This is a genomic window from uncultured Sphingomonas sp. (assembly GCF_936927845.1).
GTDB lineage: Bacteria > Pseudomonadota > Alphaproteobacteria > Sphingomonadales > Sphingomonadaceae > Sphingomonas.
Genome location: NZ_CAKZHV010000059.1, coordinates 5,001 through 25,722, shown reverse-complemented (window position 1 = coordinate 25,722; position 20,722 = coordinate 5,001). Strand labels below are relative to the sequence as shown.

The 20,722-nt window shown below is 67.0% G+C and carries 22 protein-coding genes (1 of these 22 running past the window's edge); 9 read left to right on the top strand and 13 right to left on the bottom strand.

The window, feature by feature from the left end; translation table 11 throughout:
• Window positions 1-311 precede the first annotated feature (311 nt).
• From glnE to Q0579_RS10385, 8 genes are all read left to right on the top strand, one after another.
• A complete protein-coding gene (gene glnE / locus Q0579_RS10420) occupies window positions 312-2,945 on the top strand; it encodes a bifunctional [glutamate--ammonia ligase]-adenylyl-L-tyrosine phosphorylase/[glutamate--ammonia-ligase] adenylyltransferase (protein WP_298811935.1) in 2,634 nt (877 codons plus the stop codon).
• Window positions 2,938-3,384 (top strand): peroxiredoxin, encoded by a 447-nt coding sequence (locus Q0579_RS10415; RefSeq protein ID WP_298811934.1) that lies wholly within the window; start codon window positions 2,938-2,940, stop codon window positions 3,382-3,384. Before glnE ends, Q0579_RS10415 begins: the two co-directional genes overlap by 8 nt.
• Window positions 3,381-4,190: a ferritin-like domain-containing protein gene (locus Q0579_RS10410; protein ID WP_298811933.1), complete on the top strand. Its 810-nt coding sequence runs from the start codon at window positions 3,381-3,383 to the stop codon at window positions 4,188-4,190. The genes Q0579_RS10415 and Q0579_RS10410 overlap by 4 nt, the downstream gene beginning before the upstream one ends.
• Window positions 4,191-4,314: 124 nt before the next feature.
• The gene (locus tag Q0579_RS10405; protein WP_298811932.1) at window positions 4,315-5,034 is read left to right on the top strand and encodes a M23 family metallopeptidase; all 720 of its coding nucleotides are present in this window, start codon (window positions 4,315-4,317) and stop codon (window positions 5,032-5,034) included.
• 89 nt (window positions 5,035-5,123) lie between these two features.
• A complete protein-coding gene (locus Q0579_RS10400) occupies window positions 5,124-5,462 on the top strand; it encodes an iron-sulfur cluster assembly accessory protein (protein ID WP_298811931.1) in 339 nt (112 codons plus the stop codon).
• An 11-nt stretch (window positions 5,463-5,473) separates the two neighbouring features.
• On the top strand, window positions 5,474-6,244 hold the full coding sequence (gene xth, locus Q0579_RS10395; RefSeq protein ID WP_298811930.1) for an exodeoxyribonuclease III: 771 nt from the start codon (window positions 5,474-5,476) through the stop codon (window positions 6,242-6,244).
• A complete protein-coding gene (locus tag Q0579_RS10390; RefSeq protein ID WP_298811928.1) occupies window positions 6,241-7,059 on the top strand; it encodes a transporter in 819 nt (272 codons plus the stop codon). The genes xth and Q0579_RS10390 overlap by 4 nt, the downstream gene beginning before the upstream one ends.
• A gap of 144 nt (window positions 7,060-7,203) precedes the next feature.
• Entirely contained in the window at window positions 7,204-7,449 is a 246-nt protein-coding gene (locus tag Q0579_RS10385) for a hypothetical protein (RefSeq protein ID WP_298811927.1), read from the top strand.
• A gap of 46 nt (window positions 7,450-7,495) precedes the next feature.
• Here Q0579_RS10385 and Q0579_RS10380 read toward each other — a convergent pair whose 3' ends face one another.
• Complete coding sequence (locus Q0579_RS10380) at window positions 7,496-8,680, bottom strand: N-acetyltransferase (protein ID WP_298811925.1); 1,185 nt, start codon at window positions 8,678-8,680, stop codon at window positions 7,496-7,498.
• An 87-nt stretch (window positions 8,681-8,767) separates the two neighbouring features.
• On the opposite strand from Q0579_RS10380, the gene Q0579_RS10375 reads away from it, so the two are divergent.
• Entirely contained in the window at window positions 8,768-9,847 is a 1,080-nt protein-coding gene (locus Q0579_RS10375) for a fatty acid desaturase (RefSeq protein ID WP_298811924.1), read from the top strand.
• 57 nt (window positions 9,848-9,904) lie between these two features.
• Here Q0579_RS10375 and lptG read toward each other — a convergent pair whose 3' ends face one another.
• From lptG to rplU, 12 genes are all read right to left on the bottom strand, one after another.
• Window positions 9,905-10,999 (bottom strand): LPS export ABC transporter permease LptG, encoded by a 1,095-nt coding sequence (gene lptG, locus Q0579_RS10370; protein ID WP_298811923.1) that lies wholly within the window; start codon window positions 10,997-10,999, stop codon window positions 9,905-9,907.
• Window positions 10,996-12,192, bottom strand: a complete 1,197-nt coding sequence (lptF, locus tag Q0579_RS10365) for an LPS export ABC transporter permease LptF (RefSeq protein WP_298811922.1) — start codon at window positions 12,190-12,192, stop codon at window positions 10,996-10,998. The genes lptG and lptF overlap by 4 nt, the downstream gene beginning before the upstream one ends.
• A gap of 85 nt (window positions 12,193-12,277) precedes the next feature.
• A complete protein-coding gene (locus Q0579_RS10360) occupies window positions 12,278-14,149 on the bottom strand; it encodes an ATP-binding protein (RefSeq protein ID WP_298812453.1) in 1,872 nt (623 codons plus the stop codon).
• A gap of 120 nt (window positions 14,150-14,269) precedes the next feature.
• Window positions 14,270-15,538, bottom strand: a complete 1,269-nt coding sequence (locus Q0579_RS10355) for an aminotransferase class I/II-fold pyridoxal phosphate-dependent enzyme (protein WP_298811921.1) — start codon at window positions 15,536-15,538, stop codon at window positions 14,270-14,272.
• A gap of 2 nt (window positions 15,539-15,540) precedes the next feature.
• Window positions 15,541-15,783, bottom strand: a complete 243-nt coding sequence (locus Q0579_RS10350) for an acyl carrier protein (RefSeq protein WP_298811920.1) — start codon at window positions 15,781-15,783, stop codon at window positions 15,541-15,543.
• 44 nt (window positions 15,784-15,827) lie between these two features.
• Window positions 15,828-16,721 carry an NAD(P)H-binding protein gene (locus Q0579_RS10345; RefSeq protein ID WP_298811919.1) on the bottom strand — a complete coding sequence of 298 codons (894 nt, stop codon included), beginning with the start codon at window positions 16,719-16,721 and terminating at the stop codon, window positions 15,828-15,830.
• Complete coding sequence (proB, locus tag Q0579_RS10340; protein WP_298811918.1) at window positions 16,718-17,836, bottom strand: glutamate 5-kinase; 1,119 nt, start codon at window positions 17,834-17,836, stop codon at window positions 16,718-16,720. Before proB ends, Q0579_RS10345 begins: the two co-directional genes overlap by 4 nt.
• 97 nt (window positions 17,837-17,933) lie before the next feature.
• Window positions 17,934-18,980 (bottom strand): GTPase ObgE, encoded by a 1,047-nt coding sequence (gene obgE, locus Q0579_RS10335; protein ID WP_298811917.1) that lies wholly within the window; start codon window positions 18,978-18,980, stop codon window positions 17,934-17,936.
• Between the two features lie 54 nt (window positions 18,981-19,034).
• On the bottom strand, window positions 19,035-19,625 hold the full coding sequence (locus Q0579_RS10330; protein WP_298811915.1) for a TetR family transcriptional regulator: 591 nt from the start codon (window positions 19,623-19,625) through the stop codon (window positions 19,035-19,037).
• 47 nt (window positions 19,626-19,672) lie between these two features.
• Window positions 19,673-20,212, bottom strand: a complete 540-nt coding sequence (locus Q0579_RS10325) for a GNAT family N-acetyltransferase (RefSeq protein ID WP_298811913.1) — start codon at window positions 20,210-20,212, stop codon at window positions 19,673-19,675.
• A gap of 168 nt (window positions 20,213-20,380) precedes the next feature.
• The gene (rpmA, locus tag Q0579_RS10320) at window positions 20,381-20,650 is read right to left on the bottom strand and encodes a 50S ribosomal protein L27 (protein ID WP_298811911.1); all 270 of its coding nucleotides are present in this window, start codon (window positions 20,648-20,650) and stop codon (window positions 20,381-20,383) included.
• A gap of 30 nt (window positions 20,651-20,680) precedes the next feature.
• Window positions 20,681-20,722, bottom strand: partial view of a 50S ribosomal protein L21 gene (gene rplU / locus Q0579_RS10315; protein WP_298811910.1) — the 3' end only. The gene runs 258 nt beyond the window's last position; the window shows 42 of its 300 coding nt (coding positions 259-300); the start codon falls outside the window, past its right edge; the stop codon is at window positions 20,681-20,683.

Here is a 20,722-nt window from a genome sequence, read left to right as displayed (position 1 = left end):
TTCGATGATGCAATCGCTCATGTGCGGCTTCGCCGTTGGTTTGCGACGTCCCGACCTGCGATAAATACCTGCCGCTCGCAGCTCGTTATAGCCTGCGCGCCACGATCGCGACCGCGGCTGGCACAGAATGGGCAGCGAGCGATCACGAGCGCGCCTGTCTGCTCATCGGCGCTGAGGGGGCTCGGCATACGGACCGCACCGAAGTCTGGGCCGGCTCTGACCAGTGGAAGGTGCTGAGTAATCCAGCACGCAGAGCTGCGACCGCACATAAATAGGCGCGTCACCCCAAGGCGACCGGCTATGCAGAACCCATGATCGTTGCCGCTCAAGATGTACGTGCCCGCGCGACCGCCAACGCGCCCTTCCTCGCCGGCCTGATCGCGCGCGAGTTCGCGGATGAGGCCTTGCTCGCCGACGGTGGCGCGCTGCCGGTCGCTCGTCGGCTCCGGATCGAGCGTCGCCATGTCGCGCGCGAGGTCGCGCTCGGCGACCTGTCGGGCGCGCTCGACCTGACCGCCGTAACCCAGCGCCTAACCCGCTTCGCCGATGCGAGCCTCGACACCGCGATCCGTACCGCCATTGCCGAACGAACGCCCGGCGCTGCGGCAATCGGCTTCGCCGCCTTGGCACTCGGCAAGCAGGGCAGCTTCGAGCTCAATTATTCGTCCGATATCGATCCGATCTTGATCTACGATCCCGCCACCCTGCCGTGTCGCGCGCGCGAGGAGCCGGGCGACGCCGCGGTGCGGATCGCGCGCCGCGTGCTCGAGCTGCTCCAGACGCGCGATGCCGACGGCTATGTCCTGCGTGTCGACCTGCGGCTGCGTCCGTCGCCTGAGATCACTCCGCTCGCGGTTCCGGTCGATGCCGCAATCGCCTATTACGAGTCGCAAGCACTGCCGTGGGAGCGGGCCGCCTTTATCCGCGCGCGCGCCGCAGCGGGCGATCTGGCACTCGGGCAGCGGTTTCTCGACACGATCCGCCCCTTTATCTGGCGCCGCAGCCTCGACTTCGGCGCGGTGGGCGAGATCCTCGACATCACGCGTCGCATCCGCGACCATCACGCGCAGGGGCAAGCGTTCGGTCCCGGTTTCGACCTGAAGCGCGGTCGCGGCGGTATCCGCGAGGTCGAGTTCTTCGCCCAGATCCATCAGCTGATCCACGGCGGACGCGACGCCACCCTACGCGCCCCCGCCACCCGCGACGCACTCGCCGCGCTCGCGGCCGCCGGGCGGATCAGCCGCGCCGACGCCGATCACCTGACCAAGGCCTACAAGCTGCTGCGCACGATCGAGCACCGCGTGCAGATGATCGACGACCGCCAGACCCATATGCTCCCGGCGGGTGAGGCGCTCGACCGGGTCGCGCGGCTGCATGGCATGGCGGACGGCGCGGCATTGCTCGACCTGCTGGGCCCGCATGTCGCGCGCGTCGCCGCGATCTTCGACCGGCTCGCACCCGCGCCGCGTGGCGAGTTGCCGCACGACGCGCACGCGCTCGCCGATCGGTTGGGAGAAGCCGGCTTCACCGATGCGGCGGGTGTGGCCGCACGGATCAAGGCGTGGCGTGACCGGCGCTACCCCGCGCTCAGGAGCCAGGCGGCGCAGTCGGCGCTGGAAGCCGTGCTGCCCGATCTCGTCACTGCCTTTGCGGCGGCGCCTGTGCCCGCTGCAGCGGTCGAGCGGCTCGATCGCGTGATCGAGCGGCTGCCCAGCGCGATCAACTTCTTCCGCCTGCTCGAAGCGCAGCCCGCACTCACCACTCTTGTCGCGCGGATACTCAGCCACGCGCCGACGCTGGCGGAGGAACTGGCGCGACGAACCGATCTGCTCGACGGTCTGCTGGACGCCAGCGCGCTCGAACCTGTCGGTTCGATCGCCGATGTGATGCGCGCGATGCGGCGGATCGAGGTGGGGGGCGATTACCAGGCGCTGCTCGATCACGTCCGCCGCGTCGTCGGGGAACAGCGCTTCGCGCTCGGCGTACAGCTGGTCGCGGCCGCGGCCGATCCGTTGCAGATCGCGCGCGATTATTCCTGCGTTGCGGAGGCTGCCTTGTGCGTGCTCACCGAGGCGACCGTCGCCGAGTTCGCGCGCGTCCACGGTCGTGTGCCGGGCAGCGAGTTGCTGATCCTCGCGCTCGGCCGGTTCGGCGGCGCGGCGCTGACGCATGCGTCGGACCTCGACCTGATCTTTGTCTTCACCGGCGATTTCCTCGCCGAGTCGGATGGCGCCAAGCCGCTCGGTGCGACGCTCTACTACAACCGCCTGGCTCAGCGCGTCGCGGCGGCGCTCTCCGTCCCCACGGCCGCCGGGCCGCTCTACAAGGTCGATACCCGACTGCGACCATCGGGGACGCACGGCCCGCTCGCAGTGACACTCGAGTCGTTCGCGCGCTACCAGCGCGAGTCGGCATGGACGTGGGAGCACATGGCGCTGACGCGCGCGCGTGCGGTGTTCGGCTCCGCGGACGCTCGCGCCGCGCTCGATGGCGTGATCGCGACAGTCCTGAAAGGCGACCGCATGGCCCGTGACATCGTCGCCGATGCGCGTGCGATGCGGGGGGAGATGGCGGCGCACAAGCCGCCACAAGGGCCGCTCGATGCCAAGCTGCTCCCGGGCGGCCTGGTCGATCTGGAGTTCGCCACCCACGTCATTCAACTGCTGACCCGAGCTGGGTTCACGCCTGATCTGGGCGAAGCGATCGATCGCCTGATCGCTGCCGGGCGCATGCCGCCGCGCTTGCGCGGCGCGCACGATCTGCTGACGCGGCTGCTCGTCACCGCGCGACTGGTTGCGCCCGACGCGGCCGAGCCGCCCGCTGCCGCCAGCCGCGCATTGATCGCGGAGGCGGTTCAATTGGCCGATTGGGATGCGGTGCTTGCCAGCTTCAACGCGGTACGCGAGGAGGTCGCGCGTTTCTGGCGGGAGTTGGTTGATGAATGAATTACCCGACGTGACGGCGACTGGTGCCGATGGTCAGCCGCTGCGCCTCCGTGACCTGCCGCGCCCGCTGGTGGTCTATTTCTATCCGAAGGACGACACGCCGGGCTGCACGCGCGAAGCGCAGGATTTTTCCGCGCTCGCCGACGATTTCGCCGCCGCGGGCGTGCATGTCCTCGGTGTCTCGCGTGATACGGTGGCCAAGCACGCGAAGTTCACCGCCAAACACGATCTGCGCGTGGCGCTCGCCAGCGATCTCGACGGACAGGTGACCGAAACCTTCGGCGTCTGGGGCGAGCGGCAGATGTATGGCCGGACCTATATGGGAATCGAGCGCGCGACGTTCCTGTTCGACCGCGACGGGCGGTTGGCGCGTGAATGGCGCAAGGTGAAGGTGCCCGATCACGCCGCCGAGGTGCTGGAGGCGGCGCGCGCGCTTTGACGCATCCGTCCTCGACCAGCATCGCTGAGGCATGTCGCGAGGTGCTGACCACGCCAGCGCCGGTGGCCAAGTTGAAGGCGGCACGCCGTGTCGCGCGCGCGTGGCGACAAGGTGCGCTGCGCCACGACTTCGACCAGCCGATGCCGGCGAAGCCCGCTTGGCCGCCGCGACCCGACCTGCTGCCACCCGGCAAGATGCCGAAGCGCGGCAAGGCGGGGTCCGAGCGCGGCCGGATCGCGTTGCTCCACGCGCTGGCCCATATCGAGTTCGTCGCCGTCGATCTCGCATTCGACATGGCGGGCCGGTTCGGCGCGGCATTTCCGCGCGGCTTCGTCGACGATTGGATCTCGGTCGGGGCGGACGAGGCGATGCATTTCGCGCTGCTCGACCGGCGACTGCGTGCGCTCGGCTCGTCCTATGGCGCGCTGCCCGCGCATGCCGGGTTGTGGGAAACGGCCGCGCGCACCGCCCATGACCCGCTCGCCCGCCTCGCGGTGGTGCCGATGGTGCTCGAAGCACGCGGGCTCGACGTGACGCCGACGACGATCACGCGCTTTCGCCAGAGCGGCGACGAAGCGGGCGCGCGCATCCTCCAGCGCATCTACACCGACGAAATCCGCCATGTTCGATTCGGCACGAATTGGTTCGAGTGGGCGTGCGCCGAGCAGGGTCTGAACCCGCCGACGCACTGGCGCGCGCTGATCGAGCGGCACTTTCGCGGGCTCGTTCGGCCGCCGTTCAACGACTCGGCGCGCACCTTGGCCGGTTTGACGCGCGAATATTGGGGTGGGCTTGCCTCGGAATGACACATTGCGCCACAAAGCTGCCATCAGGACGGGCGGGGGTCCCTACCGATCCAGGTTCATTTCACGCGGGCGGGCGCTGACCCTTCGGGCGGGCGCGCGGCTGGTCGATCGACGATGGGGTTTGATGATTAAGCTCGCTTTGACGTCCGCCGCGACGATGATGGCCGCGGCCGGTGTGATGATTTCGGGTGGTGCCAGCGCGGAAGCGCCCGAGACGACCCAGGTGTCCACGACCACGCATCACGTGCCCGCGGGCGGCCCGCTGATCAGTGCCACCAGCTCGGAGGCGCGCGGCGACATCGCCGCCGACGCACAATTCCGGTCGCTGTTCATGAGCTGGAAGAAGCTCGACGGCGGCAACACCGGGGCGATCGCGATCCCCTCGGTCCAGCCGGTCTCCAACCTGAAGTTTACCAGCAATTTCGGTATTCGCTCCGATCCGTTCCGCGGCACCGCCGCGATGCACGCGGGCGTCGATATCCCGGGTCCGATCGGCACGCCGATCTACGCCACCGCCGATGGCATCGTCAGCCACGCCGGCCGCCAGGGTGGTTACGGCAACCTGGTCGAGATTAACCACGGCAAGGGCATCGCGACGCGCTACGGCCACCTGTCGCGCATCATCGTCGCCGACAATGCGCGCGTGAAGCGCGGGCAGCTGATCGCCATGATGGGCTCAACCGGGCGTTCCACCGGCTCGCACCTCCATTACGAGGTCCGCATCGACGGCCACGCGGTCAATCCGGTGCCGTTCCTGACCACCGCCGACTATCTGCTGGCCGCGCAGGATCGCGCTGTCGGCGTGATCCCGGTCTCGACCGGCGGCCCCGCACCGCAGGATTGAGCGAACCTCAACTTTCTCAACTTCGCCTCCGGAACGAGGCTGTGACGGGGTCGGTTGCGGGTGCAGCCGGCCCCGCTTACATGATGCGCATGGCTACGCTCGCACCCGACATCGCGCTGACGCCCGCCGCGGCGGCACGCGTTTCCAGCATCGCCGCCAAGCAGGGCCGGCCCGCGATCCTGCGTTTGTCGGTTGAAGGCGGCGGCTGCTCGGGGTTTCAATACAAGTTCGGTTTCGCCGACGCTGCCGACCCGAGTGACGCGGTGGCGGAAACGGATGGCGTGCGCTTGGTCGTCGACGACGTGAGCCTCGACCTCGTGCGCGGCTGCGCGGTCGATTACGTCGAGTCGCTCGGTGGCGCATCGTTTCAGGTAAGCAATCCGAATGCCGCATCAGGCTGTGGTTGCGGGACCAGCTTCGCGGTGTAAGGCTGCGTGACGTGAAGATCGTCACCTACAACGTCAACGGGATCAAGGCGCGGCTCGAGCGGCTGGTCGAATATCTCGCCGAGCAGCAGCCCGACGTGGTGTGCCTGCAGGAACTGAAATCGTCGGACGAAACCTTTCCCGAGGCCGCGATCCGCGACGCCGGCTACGGCGCGGTGTGGCACGGGCAGAAAGGCTTCAACGGCGTCGCCGTGCTCGCGCGCGGGCGCGACCCGGTCGAGCGCCAGCGCGGGCTGGAGGGTGAGCCCGAGGACGATCACAGCCGCTATCTCGAATGCGAGGTCGACAGTCTGGTGGTCGCCTCGATCTACCTGCCCAACGGCAATCCCCAGCCTGGGCCGAAGTTCGACTACAAGCTGCGCTGGATCGATCGGCTCCGCGCGCGCGCGCAGGTGCTGCTCGACGCCGAGGTGCCGGCGGTGATCGCGGGTGACTACAACGTCATCCCCAATGATGACGACACCTTCTCCGTGTCGGCGATGGCGAGCGACGCGTTGATGCAACCGGAGAGCCGGCAGGGCTACCGCGCGCTCGTCGCGCAAGGCTGGACCGACGCGCTACGCAGCCGCCATCCGCGCGGCGGCGTGTGGACGTTCTGGGACTATCAGGCCGGTGCGTGGCAGCGCGACGCGGGCTTCCGCATCGACCATCTGCTGCTCAGTCCGGCGGTCGCCGACCGCTTGCAGGACGCGAACGTCGACAAGGCCTATCGTGGGCGCGAAAAGGCGAGCGACCACGCGCCGACCTGGGTGCGGCTGTCGTGAAGCGGCATCGCGCGCTGCTGTTTGCCGCGTGCGTGGGTGCGGCCGCGCTGGTGTCACCAGCCGCGGCGCAACAGCGCGACGATGAGCGGTTCTGCCCCAATCGCCCCAGCCTGGGCTCGAGCGGATGCACGACCTTGCCGGGTCAGGTGCAGGTCGAAATGTCCGGCGTCGACTGGCAGGTCGACGATAACGCCGACGAGCGCGTCGACGCGATACGCTTCGTCGACACGCTCGCGCGGATCGGCGTGGGGCCGAAAACGGAGTTCCAGATCGGCTGGAGCCCGCAGGTGGTGCAGCGCACGCGCGATAAGGCAAGTGGTGCGGTGTCGCGCGTGTCGGGGATCAGCGACGTCATGCTCGCGGTGCGACAGAACATCACCCATTCTGACGGACACGGGCTTTCGACCGCGGTGCAGCCGTTCGTGACGCTGCCGACTGGACGCGGAGAGATCAGCGACGGCACTTGGTCGGCCGGCGCAGTGGTCCCGGTCGTTTACGAGGTCAACGACACGTGGAGCCTCGGCTTCACGGGGCAGGCGGCGGCGCAGGCGGACGAGGATCGCCACGGCCGCCACTTCGACGCGAGCGGGATCGTTGAAGTCGGCTATACGATCTCTAGCAGCGTGACCGCCTTCGGTGACTTCCTGCTCGAGCGTGACAATGATCCCGCGCAGCACGTCACCATGGCCCAGCTCGCGGGCTCGCTGGCGTGGCAACCGACCAAGCGGACGCAATTCGACGTGCTTGCCGTCGCCGGGCTCAACCGCAACACGCCCGACCTGCGCCTCGCGCTCGGCGGTGCGTTCGTGTTCTGACGCCAACTGCCGGCGCAATCTGCCAAACACTGGTGTATTGTTGTGACGCTACACCTGGTAAGTTGTTGATAATCCAGTAAGCGAAGACTGGCACGACCAGTGCAAAGCCTTTCGCAACGGCACGGAGCCGTTGGGAGAGCTACCATGAAATCGACTGCTGTCATCGCCGTGCTGTTCGCCTCGATCGCCGGCACCGCCGCCAATGCCGAGCCGAAGGCCCCACCGCCGCCTGCTACCGAACTCACCGCCCCTGTGCAGGCTGTTACGCCTGGTCCGCGCTATTGCCTGAAGATGGAGGTTCCGGGATCGATGATCCTTCGGCACGAGTGCCGAACCGCCGAGCAGTGGAAGGCCCGTGACGTCGACGTGCTCGCGCTAGCGAAGCGGTGACGATGGCCGCGCCGACGTAGCGGTTGATGCTGCGTCGGCATGGCCGTTACAGCGTGCGCTCGTACACCTGATAGATCTTGTTGACCTTGCTCTCGATCGCGGTGGCGATCGAGTTCATGCCCTGATTGTCGTCGAGCACCCAACCGATCTCGCCGCGGCTGGCACCATAATGCTCGACCGAAGCCTTTCGGATCGCCTCGATCATCATGAAGGCGAGCTGGCTGGCGAGGCGCGAGGATTGCAGTTCCTTGCGCACCCCCATCAAGGGCACCCGCATCGTGCGAACCTTCGGCTTACGCAACCACAGCAGCAGCTTGGCCCAGCCGAACGGCAGCAGCGAGCCATTCAGCGGCTTGATCGCTTCGTTCAGGTCGGGAAGCGTGATCATGAACGCAACGGGCTTGCCGTCGAGCTCGGCGATGCGGATCAGATCGTTGAACACGATCGGCTTCAACTTGACCCCGACATCCTTGATCTCGGGCGGGGTGAGGGGGACGAAGCCCCAATTATCCGACCACGCATCGTTCAGGATGTCGAGGATGATCGCGGCCTCTTCCTCGAAGCGACGCTTGTCGACCTCGCGTACGACGATGCTAGGGTTCGACTCGCCCGACTTGATGATCCGCTTGACGAGCTTTGGGAACTCCTGCGTGATGTCGAGGTCGTAGGTGATGAGCTGCTTGACCGGCCGGTAGCCCGCGCGTTCGATCCAGCCGCGGTATTCGGCCTTCGCGTGCCCCATCATGATCGTCGGCGGGTGATCGTAGCCCTGGACCAACAAGCCGGGTTCCTCCCAGATCGACTGCGAGATCGGGCCGAGCGCGCGCGTCATGCCCTTGCTGCGCAGCCAGTCCTCGGCCGCGGCGAGCAGCGTTTGGAACACGCCCTCGTCCTCGGCCTCCATCAGCCCCCATTGCCCGACGCCGGGTCCGAAGCCCTGCGCCGCGGGCATGGTGAGGGCCAGCGTATCGATATGCGCGGACATGCGCCCGACGACCTGTTCGCCGCGGTAGGCGAGAAATAGTTGCACCTCGGCGTGGCTGTACCAGCCGTTCTTCTCCGGCGTGATCAACCCCAGCGCCTCGCCCTTCAACGGCGGCACCCAATTCGGATCGTCGCGGTATAACCGGAACGGCAGGTCGACGAAGGTCTTGCGGTCGCGCTTGCTCGTGACCGGGGTGATGCGGATGGCCTCAGACATGATCGGGAAATAGACGGCATAATCGATCATGGCGAGTGAGCATTTGCGGCGCATCGTGGCGGTGGTCGCCTGTTCGCGTCACCGTGTCGCCACTATATTCAGGTAATGGACCAAGCCATGACCAGCATGACCCTCGACCGCGTGCCTGCCGAGGCAGCGAGCGTCCGCACGCGCATTCCCGACGACAAGGCGATGCTGCGCACGGCCGCCGAGTTGACGCGCGATCTCGTCCAGCCGCGGGCCGGCATCTACTGGGCCGACCTGATCGCATCGTCGGTCGTCGGCTATGCCGCACTCGCGCTCGCTGTTCTCACCGCGTCGACCGCAGTGATGATCGCGGCTGGTCTGGTGTCGATGCTCGCGCTGTACCGCGGCATGAGCATGATCCATGAGCTGACGCACATGAAGCACGCCAACATGCGCGGTTTCCGCACCGGTTGGAACGCACTGATCGGCGTGCCGATGATGATTCCGTCGTTCATGTACGAGGGCGTGCATAACCTGCACCACGCCAAGACGCGTTACGGAACGTCGGAGGATCCCGAGTATCTGCCGCTTGCGCTGATGAAGCCGTGGACGTTGCCGGTGTTCGTGATCGTGTCGCTGCTCGCGCCGGTCGGCCTACTGATCCGCTACGCGATTCTCGCGCCGTTGTCTGCCGTGTCGCCGCGGCTGCGCACCGCCGTGGTGTCGCGTTATTCGGCGCTGTCGATCAACCCCTCGTTCCGCCGCCGCATGCCCGAAGGCGAGGAGCGCGCGCGCTGGGTCCGGCTTGAGGCAGCGACGGCCGTGTGGGCGCTCGCGTTGATCGTGCTGACGGCGACTGGCGTGATCCCGTTCAAGGCGTTCGCGGTCTTCATGGTGGTGGGGGCGGGTGTCGCGCTGATCAATCAGGTCCGCACACTTGTTGCGCATCTGTGGGAGAATGAGGGCGAGGCGATGAGCGTCACCGCGCAGTATCTCGACACCGTCAACGTGCCGCCGCCCGCGCTGCTGCCGGTGCTGTGGGCGCCGGTGGGGCTGCGCTACCACGCGCTCCACCATTTGCTGCCGGGTCTGCCCTACCACTCGCTGGCAGAGGCGCACCGCCGTTTGTCAAAGGTGCTGGAGCCCGCATCGCCCTATCACAAGGCGAGCTACAAGGGACTGCCCGGCCTTGTCGGTAAGTTGGCAGTGGCGACGATCCGGCCGCGCTGACGAAGTAAGCAGAGGACCAGAAGGGACGGCGTTTCGATCAAGACGCCGCCCTTTTTTCTATTCTTCGGTCCGCAGCAGCACCGCCTCGCCGATCAGCAGGAACAGCAGGAACGGCGCCCAGGCAGCGAGGAAGGGCGGATAGGCGCCGAGATTGCCCATCGCGAGCGCGAAATTGTCGGCGACGAAATAAGCGAAGCCCAACGCCATCCCGATCACCGCGCGGACGAACAACTGTCCCGAGCGCGCGATACCGAACGCGGCGACTGCTCCGAGCAACGGCATCAGCACCGACGAAAGCGGCGCCGACAGCTTGTGCCACAGCGATCCCTCCAGCGCTTTCACCGGGCGTCCGGCTTCTTCCAGATCGTTGATCGCACTGCGTAGCGCGCCGAACGACAGGCTGTCGGCATCGACGGTCGCGAGCGTGAACTGATCGGTCCGTACCCCGCGGCCGATGATCTGTTCGCCGACCATCTGGACACGCCCGCTCGCCACTTCGAATCGCTTGGTCGGCCAGATGCGCCAGCCATCCCCCGAGCGGCGCCCGTTGGGCGCGGTCAGCAACCCGCGCAAACCGCCGGTCGGCGAGCGAAGGTAGACGGTGACGCCGCCCAGTTGCGCCTGATCGCCGCGGCCTTTGATCTGATCGACCTGGATCAGATCCTCGCCTGACAACACCCACACGTTGGAGCGTTCGCCGCGGTCGACGGGCAGGGGGCCGTAATTGACCTTCTGCCACTGCGACAGGGTCGCGGTCGATCGGCTGACGACGCGATCGGTGAAGACAAAGGTGACGGCGGCGACGCCCAGGCTGGCGAGGATCAATGGCGCGAGCAGTTGGTGGGCGGACAACCCCGCCGCCTTGAGTGCGATGACCTCGCTGTTCGCGTTCATGGTGATCAGCGTCAGGATCGTGCCGAGCAACACGGAGAAGGGCAGAAAGGTCGAGACGATCTGCGGCAGCCGCAGTCCGACGTAGCGCCACACTTCGGCATCGCCGTTGCCCGCGACCGACAGGATCTTGCCCGATTCGCTCAGCAGATCGAGTGCCTGGAGCACCAGCACCAGCCCCGCGAGAATGCCGAAGGTGCGCGTAAGGAACAGCCGCGCCATGTAGAGCGCAACGGTGCGCGAGGGAAAAAAACCCTTCATGCCGCCGCTCCGGTACGATTGCGGCCCGGCAGGTAGCGCACGATCAGCTTCCAGGTCTTGGCGAAGAAGCGCTCCAGCGCACCGATCGGCTGGCCGCCGGGGACGTAGGCGATGGTGTAGTACATCCAGAAGATCAGCCCGGCGAAAACGAGGAACGGCACCCACAAGGCGATCAGCGGATCGATCGCGCCGCGCTCCCCGACGCTTGCGGCATATTGGTTCACCTTGTGATAGGTCACGACCATCACGATCGACAGGAAGACGCCCAGCGCGGAGCTGGATCGTTTGGGTGGGACACCCAGCGCCACCGCGAGTAGCGGCAGCAGGAACATCGACACGACCTCGGCCAGGCGGAAGTGGAATTCCGACCGGCTACTGTCGCGCTGCTCCTCGGTACCGCCTGCGTGACCCAGTTTGGCGAGCTGCGGCAGCGTATATTCCAGGTTCTTGCCGCCGCGGCTGCGGAAGCTCTCGAACTTGGGCAGGTCGATCGGCAGGTCGTGCGACGAGAAGGACAAGGTGCGCGGCGTCGGGAAGTCGGCGCGGTTGTGGATGAGGGTACCGTTGGTCAGTCGGAAGATGATGACGTTCGGATCGTCGGTGGCGAGGAACTGTCCGCCCTCCGCGGTCACCCCGACCCAGTCGCCCTTGGGCGTCTGCGCATGGACGAAGATGCCCGAAAGCTTGCGTCCCTTGTCGCGGCTGCCCTCTATCCGCATCGTCATGCGGTCGCCCAGATGGGTGAATTCTCCCACCTTGACCGAGGCGCCGAGCGCGCCGGTGCGCAGTTCGAAGCGCAGTTTCTCGTAATTGTAGCGCGCGATCGGCTGGACGTAGCCGACGATCGCGATGTTCGCCGCCGCCAGCACGATCGCGTACATGTACGGCACGCGCAGCAGGCGCGCGTAGCTCATACCGACGCCGCGCATCACGTCGAGCTCGCTCGACGTCGCGATGCGGCGAAAGGCGAGCAGGACCCCCAGCATCAGGCCGATCGGAATGCCGAGCCCGAGATATTCGGGCAGCAGGTTGGCAAGCATCTTCCACACCACGCTCACCGGTCCGCCCTGCGTTGCGACGAAGTCGAACAAGCGCCGAATGCGATCCAGGATCAGCAGCATCGCGGCGATGAACAGGGTAGAGAACAATGGCAGCGCGATCAGCCGGGCCATGTAGCGGTCGATCGATTTCATGTGCGCGCGACGCGGCCTCGCAAGAACGACGGAAAGGCTTCGGCTATAGGCAGGGCTGCGTCACGCGTCACCTGTTCTCGGATCGTCATTCCGCTGCGATGGCGTGCGCGCGCTCGCGCCGCGCCGCGGCGGCGACCGCCTGTTCGAGCGCCGCAAGCGTGAAGGGCTTGCGCAGCACCGGACGATTGCCGAGGTCGACGGTCGCCGCATCCCCGGCGAACCCGGTCACGAACAGCACGGGGATGCCACGATGACGTGCGTCCAGCCCGGCGATCATCTCCGGCCCGGTCAGCCCCGGCATCAGCACGTCGGACAGGATCAGGTCGGGCGCGGGCATCTGCGCCAACGTCTGCGCGGTGCGGGTAGGATCATCGCAGGCGGTGACGCGGTGACCGAGTTCCTCCAACGCCCCCACCGTCGCGGCGAGCACGCGGGGATCATCCTCGACGACCAGGATGGCCAGCGCGGCGTCGTTTTCCTCGTCCGACGTGACCTGCTCTGCCGGCGAAGGCGTGGGAACAGTCGACGCTTCGTCTGCCTCGCGCGGCAGGAACAGGGTCACGGTGGTGCCGCGGCCGGGTTCGGAAACGATCGTCACGTCGCCACTGACTTGCTTGGCGAACGAGAAAATCTGGCTGAGTCCCAGACCGGTGCCCTTGCCGACCGGCTTGGTGGTGAAGAACGGCTCGAACGCGCGTTCCAGCACCTCCGCCGACATGCCATGACCCGTATCGGTCACGGCGAGCGCGAGATAGTCGCCGGCGGCACAGCCGTGCGTGCTTGGCTGGTCGAGCGTCTGCGTTGCGGCGGTGATCGTCAGCGTGCCACGTCCGTCCATCGCGTCGCGTGCGTTGACTGCGAGGTTGACCAGCGTGTTCTCGAGCTGGACGCGGTCGACGCGTGCGCACCAGCCGTCGCTGCGGTCATCGATCACGATCGTCACCCCATCGCCGAGCGTGCGGTCGAGCAGGTCCTTCAACCCCGAAAAAAGGCTCGCCGCGTCGATACATTCGGGATTGATCGCGGTTTCGCGTGCGAAGGCGAGCAGGCGGCGGGTGAGCGCGGCGGCACGCGTCGCGCCTTCGCTCGCGCTCTCGACATGCCGCAGCACGTCCCGACTACCCGCAGCGATGCCGCGGCGGGCGAGTTCCAGTCCGCCGATCACGACCGCGAGCATGTTGTTGAAGTCGTGCGCGATTCCGCCGGTCAACTGGCCGACCGCTTCCATCTTTTGCACCTGGCGCAGCCGCGCTTCCTGCACGCGCAGCTCGTCGGTGGCGGTCGCAACCGCGCTGGCGAGTTCGTCGGCGCGCTCGCGCTGCGATGCCGCCTCGGCCTGCGCGACCGCGCGATCGGCGAGCGCACGCATCGTCAGCCAGGCGAGCGCAATCATGCCGAGCAGCAGCAGCACGCCGAACACCGACAAGATTTTGGCCGCGCCGGTTGATCGGCGCACCGATGCCATCGCCAGCGAGGTTCGGCGATCGAGCAGCGCGCGCTCGTCCGCGATCAGGCCGTCGAGCGCGCGATTGATCGCCTGGAGCGAGGGCGAGGTGCTCGCACGATAGAAGCGCGCCAATGCCTGGCTGTTCTTGCCATAATTGGTGGCGAGCGCGGTCGCGGCGAGTTCGTCACCGCGGGCGCGGAACGCGCGACGCACCGCGGCGAGTCGGCGCTGTTGTCCGGCGTTGTCGTAGGTCAGCCGTTGAAGCTGGGCGACATTCTCCCCCGCGCGGCGCCAATCGTCGAAATAGGATTGCCCGAGCGGTTGATCGCCCGAAATAACGTAGCGACCGAGCGAAGCTTCCGATTTCGCCATCGTACCCTGCAACGCGCGCGCGAGATTCATCACGTCGTAGCTGTGGCTCTGCGCGGCAAGTGCGCGATCGCGCTGCCTGTTTGCCTCGCCCAGCGTCAGGACGATGGCGGTGAGCACGACGACGCCCGCGACTGCCATCGCCACCAGCGCGATGGTACGCCAAGCCGAAACCAGCCCTCGCGGGATGTCCACGTCGTCGCCGCTCACGGCCGTGACTTGTACCCAAGCGCCGCCGGGGTGCAAACCCGGCGGGTGCGCTCAGCCGATCTCGCCGGTGGCGCGGCCTGCGTCGGCGAACATCGTCGTGATGCGGTCGATCTGCGCGTCGCTATGGTCGGCCGAAAGCGAGCAGCGCAGCAGGAAGGTGCCCGATGGTGTCGCGGGCGGGCGCGCGACGTTCACGTATAAACCCTGGTCGAGCAGCGATTGCCACATGCCGACGGCGCGCTCCTGATCCTCCAGCATCACCGCGATGATCGCCGAGTCGGCGGCTTGCGTGCCAAGCGTGAAGCCTAGCTCACGCAGGTTCGCGTGGAGACGGCGGGCGTTGCGCCACAGTTGCGCACGCTTTGCATCGGCGTGCATCAGCTTGCGGATCGAGGTCGCCGCGGTCGCGACCACCGACGGCGGCAGGCTCGCGGTGAAGATGTAGGGACGGCAGGCAAGGCGCATCGCCTCGAATTTCGGGTGATTGGAGACGCAGAAACCGCCAACGGTGCCGACCGATTTGGAAAAGGTGCCGATAACGAAGTCGACATCCTCGCCAAGGACCAGACCCTGATCCTCGTACACGCCGCGACCGTGCGTACCGAAGAAGCCCATCGAGTGCGCCTCGTCGACCAGCACCATCGCGCCGTGCTTCTTCGCGACCGCGACCATTTCCTTGAGCGGAGCGATGTCGCCGAGCATCGAATAGACGCCTTCGAGCACGACGAGCTTGCCCGGCTCCTTCGGCAGTCGGCCGAGCCTTTTGTCGAGGTCCTCGACCGAATTGTGGCGGAAACGCACGACTTCCGCGTCGCCCATCTTGCAGCCATCGTAGATCGAGGCGTGGCTGTCGGCGTCGAGGATGACATACTCGCCCCTGGCGGCGATGGTCGAGATCGTGCCGAGATTCGCCTGATAGCCGGTGGAGAACACCATCGCGTGATCGGCGCCGTAGAATTCGCGCAGCGCATCCTCGGCATCGACATGGTCGCGGAAGGTGCCGTTCAGCATCCGGCTGCCGTTGGTGCCGCTGCCAAATCGGTCGAGCGCCTGCTTGCCCGCCGCAATCACATCGGCATCGAACGTCATGCCCATGTAATTGTAGGTGCCGAGCAGGATGGTGTCGCGGCCCTTGATCACTGCCTCGGTCGGCGAGCGCACCTCCTCCATCACGATTCCGAACGGATCGCGGACGCCGGTGTCAAGGAGCGCCTGCCGCTCCGCGATCAGCGCATCGAACTTCGAGAACAGGTCGCGCTCCGGCGCGACCGGCGCGGGGTCAAGGGGCGATGCCTCGGGCTGCAGGCCGGTTTCGGTCATGGTCAGGCCTTCAACCGCGCAACGGCGTCAACCAACTGGCCGACATTCTCGATCTCGGCCTGCATGTTCATCGTGATGATGATGTCGAACTCGTCCTCGATCGCGGCGACGAAATCCATCACGGTCAGCGAATCCCATTCCAGATCACCCTGGAACGTCGTCGAATCGGTGACGGCCACGCCCTTTTTGTTGAACGGCTCGATCTGTGCCTGGACGATGTCGAAGATGTGGTCGCGGTCGCTCATGGTCGCTTTCGGTGCGTGATGATTAAGGCCGGGGTGCGGCGATGCTATAGCAAGTCGTGGGCGCGATACCACTCGGCGGTGCGCGCCAGCGCGGCAGCGGTGTCGTGCTCGGCGCGCCACAAGGCAGGAGAGGGCAGCGCGTGCGCGATCCAGTCGGGATGGCGGAAATAGCCAACGCGGTCGGGTGTCAGCTTGGCGCGTTGTCCGCGGAACATGCGATCAAGCCGCGCGGCTCCTGACAGAACGGCACCGGGCAGCGACACGGGCAATGCGCGGCGCCCGACGGCCTTGGCGAGCGCGCGCGCGAAATCGCGGTGATCCCAGCCGCCGGGGCGTCCGTCGTCGGGTTCGAGCATCATGTGGCGTGCGCCATCGCCGGTCGCGAGCGTGAGCAGCAGCCGGGCAAGATCCTCCGCTGCGATCACCGACAGCCGGTTGCCGCGCGGCGGCAGCGGCACGATCCCGCGTGACGCGAAGCGAAATAACTCCAGCATTTCGTGGTCGCGCGGGCCGAACACCGCGGGCGGCCGGACGATCGTCCAGTCGAGCCCGCTCAACTGCACGAGCCGCTCCGACTGCGATTTGGACCAGCCATAATCGGACAGATGCGGCTCGCGCGCAGCGAGCGATGAGACGTGGACGAAGCGCTGCACGCCCGCGGCGCCCGCAGCCGAGATCATGCTGCGCGTGCCGTCGATGTTGCCGCTGACGAAACCGGCGCGGTCGGCGGCATTGACGATGCCCGCGACGTGAATCACCGCGTCCGCACCCTCGACCAGCGTGCCGGGTCCGGCGAGATTGCCCGCGACCCAGGTGACGCCGTCGCGTGCTGGTTGCTCGCGCCGCGTCAGCGCACGCACCTGATGCCCGGCGGCGAGTGCCTGATCGACGAGATGGCTGCCGACGAAGCCGGTGGCGCCGGTGATGGCGAGGATCATCGCGCTGGTGCTCCGAGATAGGCCATGTGGTTGCGGTGGACGAGCGCGGCGCGCGGTGCGTAGCCCAGCAACGCGGCATGCTCGTCCCTGCGGCGACCGACGAGGCGCGCAGCGTCGGTGGCGTCATATTCGCTCAAGCCGCGCGCGATCGTGCCGTGCTCGTCGTCGATCGTGACCAGATCGCCGCGCGCGAAACGCCCCTCGATCCGCGTCACGCCCGCGGCAAGCAGGCTCGCCCCGTCCGCCAGCGCGCGTGCCGCACCGGCGTCGACGTGGATTGTGCCCGCGGCGGTCAACCCTCCTGCGAGCCACGCCTTGCGCGCAGGGGCGCCGGTGGGTGCGACGAAGAGCGTGTGGCGGGCGGGGGTAGAGAGCGGAGAGTCGATCCGGCCGCTCGCGATCGCGAGGTGCGCGCCCGCAGCGCTGGCGATCCGCGCTGCCGCGATCTTGCTGATCATCCCGCCCGATCCCATGCCCGACGACGAGCCGGTATCCGCCATTGCTTCAATCACGGCATCGATCTGCTCGACCCTCGCGATGTGGCGGGCGCCGGGAAGGGCAGGGTTGCGGTCGTACAAACCGTCGACGTCGGACAGCAGGATCACCGCATTCGCACCCGCCGCCTGCGCCACGCGCGCGGCAAGGCGATCATTGTCGCCGAAGCGTATCTCCTCGGTCGCGACCGAGTCGTTCTCGTTGATGACGGGTATGACGCCGAGGGTCAGCAGCCGGTCGAGCGTGGCGGCAGCGTTCAGATAGCGGCGCCGCTCCTCCAGATCGCCGAGCGTAACCAGCATCTGCGCCGCGGTCAGCCCGACCGCGCCCAGCAGTTCCGACCACACGCCCGCAAGTGCGATCTGTCCGGTCGCGGCGGCGGCCTGCGCATCTTCCAGGCTCGCGCGGCCACCTTTCGCCAACCCGAGTCGCCGCGCACCTAGCGCGATCGCCCCCGAGGACACGATCGCCACCTGCTGCCCTGCTGCATGCCGCGCCGCGACGTCGGCGGCGACGCTCGCCAGCCACTCGCGCCGGACGCTGCCGTCGGGCGCGACGAGCAGCGCCGACCCGATCTTCACGATCAGGCGAGCACAGGAGGAGGCGGGAAAGAGCATCATTCGGCCCAATCGTTAGCGCACGCGTAGGCTCAGGCAAGCACGTGCGTTAGGTCCGGCATCCCGATCCGGGGCCACCGGAAGCTCGTCATGCCGCCGCTCAGAGCGGTGACCAGACAACCGCGTCTTCGTCGCCATCGTCGTCGACCGGGCTATCGGTCGACGGGATCGCCTCCAGCAGCTTGTCGAGGATCCAATCGACGCCGGTGCCGCTAACACCCGAGATCGGGATCACCTCAGCCCCGCTCGCGTCTTCGAGTTCGGCAGACAGCGCTTCGATCAACTCGTCGTCGAGCGTGTCGATCTTGTTGAGTGCGACCACGACCGGCTTCTCGTCTAGTCCGCCGCCGTACGCCGACAGCTCCTCGCGCACGATCCGGTAACTCTCGCCGACATCCTCGTCGTTGGCATCGATCAGGTGGAGCAGTACGCGGCAGCGCTCGATGTGGCCGAGGAACCGGTCGCCGATCCCGGCACCCTCGGCCGCCCCCTCGATCAGGCCGGGGATGTCGGCGAGCACGAACTCGCGGTTCTTGTGCCGCACGACGCCCAATTGCGGACGCGTCGTGGTGAAGGCGTACTCGCCGACCTTCGCCTGCGCGTTGGTCACCTGGTTGATGAAGGTCGATTTGCCCGCATTGGGCAGCCCAACGAGCCCTGCGTCGGCCAGCAGCTTGAGGCGTAGCCATACCCAGGCTTCCTCGCTCGGCCAGCCGGTGCCGTGCTGGCGCGGTGCGCGGTTGGTCGAGGTCTTGTAGCTCGCATTGCCGCGCCCGCCGTCGCCGCCGCGCAGGAACACGACGCGCTCACCGACTCGTGTCAGATCGGCGAGCAGCGTGCGCTCGTCGTCATCGGCGAGTATTTGGGTCCCGACCGGCACCTTGATGACGAGGTCGTCGCCGCCACCGCCGGTGCGGTTGCTGCCCGATCCACCCTGGCCGCGCGGCGCGCGGAAATGCTGCGTGTAGCGAAAGTCGATCAGCGTGTTGAGTCCGGCAACGGCCTCGAACACGATGTCGCCGCCCTTGCCGCCGTTGCCCCCGTCGGGACCGCCATATTCGATGAACTTTTCACGCCGGAAACTGACGGCGCCGGGACCACCGGCGCCCGAACGGACGAAGATCTTTGCCTGGTCGAGGAAATGCATGGCGCGCTGCCTAGCGCGTCCGTGCTGTTAAAGCGACCCGGTGCGAGTCGCGGCTCAGGCGACCGGCAGCTTGCCGCGGTCGGCCAGCAGCATCGCGCGGGCGAGCTCGCGCGCTTTGTCGCGCGGCAGCCCGAGCGCGCGCGCCATCGGCGCACCGAGTAGCGCGTCGCCGAGTGCCATCAGAACGAGTTGCAACGTTTCTTCATGGATCGGCGCACCCGGATCATTGTCCTGCGCCAGCTCCTCGACCAGATCGTGGATCGCCGTCAGTATCGGGTCGAGCGCATCTTCGTTCCCCGACAGGATCATCCAACTCGCAAGTGCGCCGGCACCATTGTTGCCGAACGCGTCAAAGGTCAGGTCGACCACCTCGGCCGGATCCTCGCGTTCGCGCGCACGCAGAACGGCCGACTTGATCGTGCCGACGATACGACCCGCCATGCGCTCGATCAGCGCCTTCTGCAGCCCATCTGCCGAGCCGAAGTGATGCAGCAGGTTCGCGTGCGTGCGACCGATCCGCCCCGCGACCGCCTTCAGCGTCACCGCCTGTGGCCCGACCTCGACCAGCAGCGCGCGCGCGGCCTCGAGCGCCGCCTCGCGCGATTCTTCCGGGCTTAGGCGACGGCGTAGCGGCGTGACGGTCATCGCGCCATGATCCGCGATCACGCGCGTGAAGGCAATGTCACGGTGCGCTACGCCGCAATCGGCAGCGGTTCCGAGCACGGCTCGACCAGATCGAGCGCCAGGTCGACGCAATCGACCTCGGCGCCCCGCGCGAGCGAGAACAAGCGGCTCGACCCCGTTTCAACGAAGCCGAGCTTGCGCAGCACGCGCCCGGATGCAGGGTTGTCGACCATATGCCGCCCGATCAGACGTTCGCTGCCGAGCGTGTGGCGCGCCATCTCGATCACCGCGCGGCCCGCCTCGGTCGCGTAGCCCTTGCCCCAGCTATCCGGGGTCAGCCAATAGCCGAGTTCGTGCACCCGACCGCCCAGTGCGATCAACTCGGTGCCGCCGATCAGACGGTTCTCGCCTCGCGTCATGATCTGGAAGCGCGGCTGATGCGGCGCGCGCGGAAGCGATAGGAAACTCTCCGCATCACCGAGTGTGTAGGGCCATGGCGCGCGCGACAGGTTGCGAACCACCGCCTCGTGCCCGATCGCGAGCGACAGAGCAGGGGCGTCCTCGGGCCAGCCGGGCCGTAGCGTCAATCTTCTCGTCAGCGCGAACACGGTCTCGCTCTCCTCGTGCAACGCCCCAAGCACGTGCTGATGACGCGCCTGCGACAGGATTGGAGGGAGCACGAAAAAAGGGAGCCGGGGTGACCCGCCTCCCTTGTTGGTTCGGTGCCGCGTGGCACTCGGGTCGCCCTGGTGGGCAACCCGTCAGGTTACCCGATGTTACTCGGCCGCCATCGGCATCGAGTCGACCGAACAGAATTTGCGGCCGAGCTTGCCGTCGTGAAACACCACGCGGCCGTCGATGAGCGCGAACAGGGTATGGTCCTTGCCGATGCCGACGTTACGGCCCGGGTAGAACTTCGTCCCGCGCTGACGCACGAGAATGTTGCCCGCGATCGCTTCCTGACCGCCGAACTTCTTCACGCCAAGGCGACGACCGGCCGAATCACGACCGTTGCGCGACGAACCGCCTGCTTTCTTATGTGCCATTTCGAATAACCTCCTGCGAGCCGCTGTTCGTTACGCGCCGATCGACACGATCTTGAGGATCGTGTGCTGCTG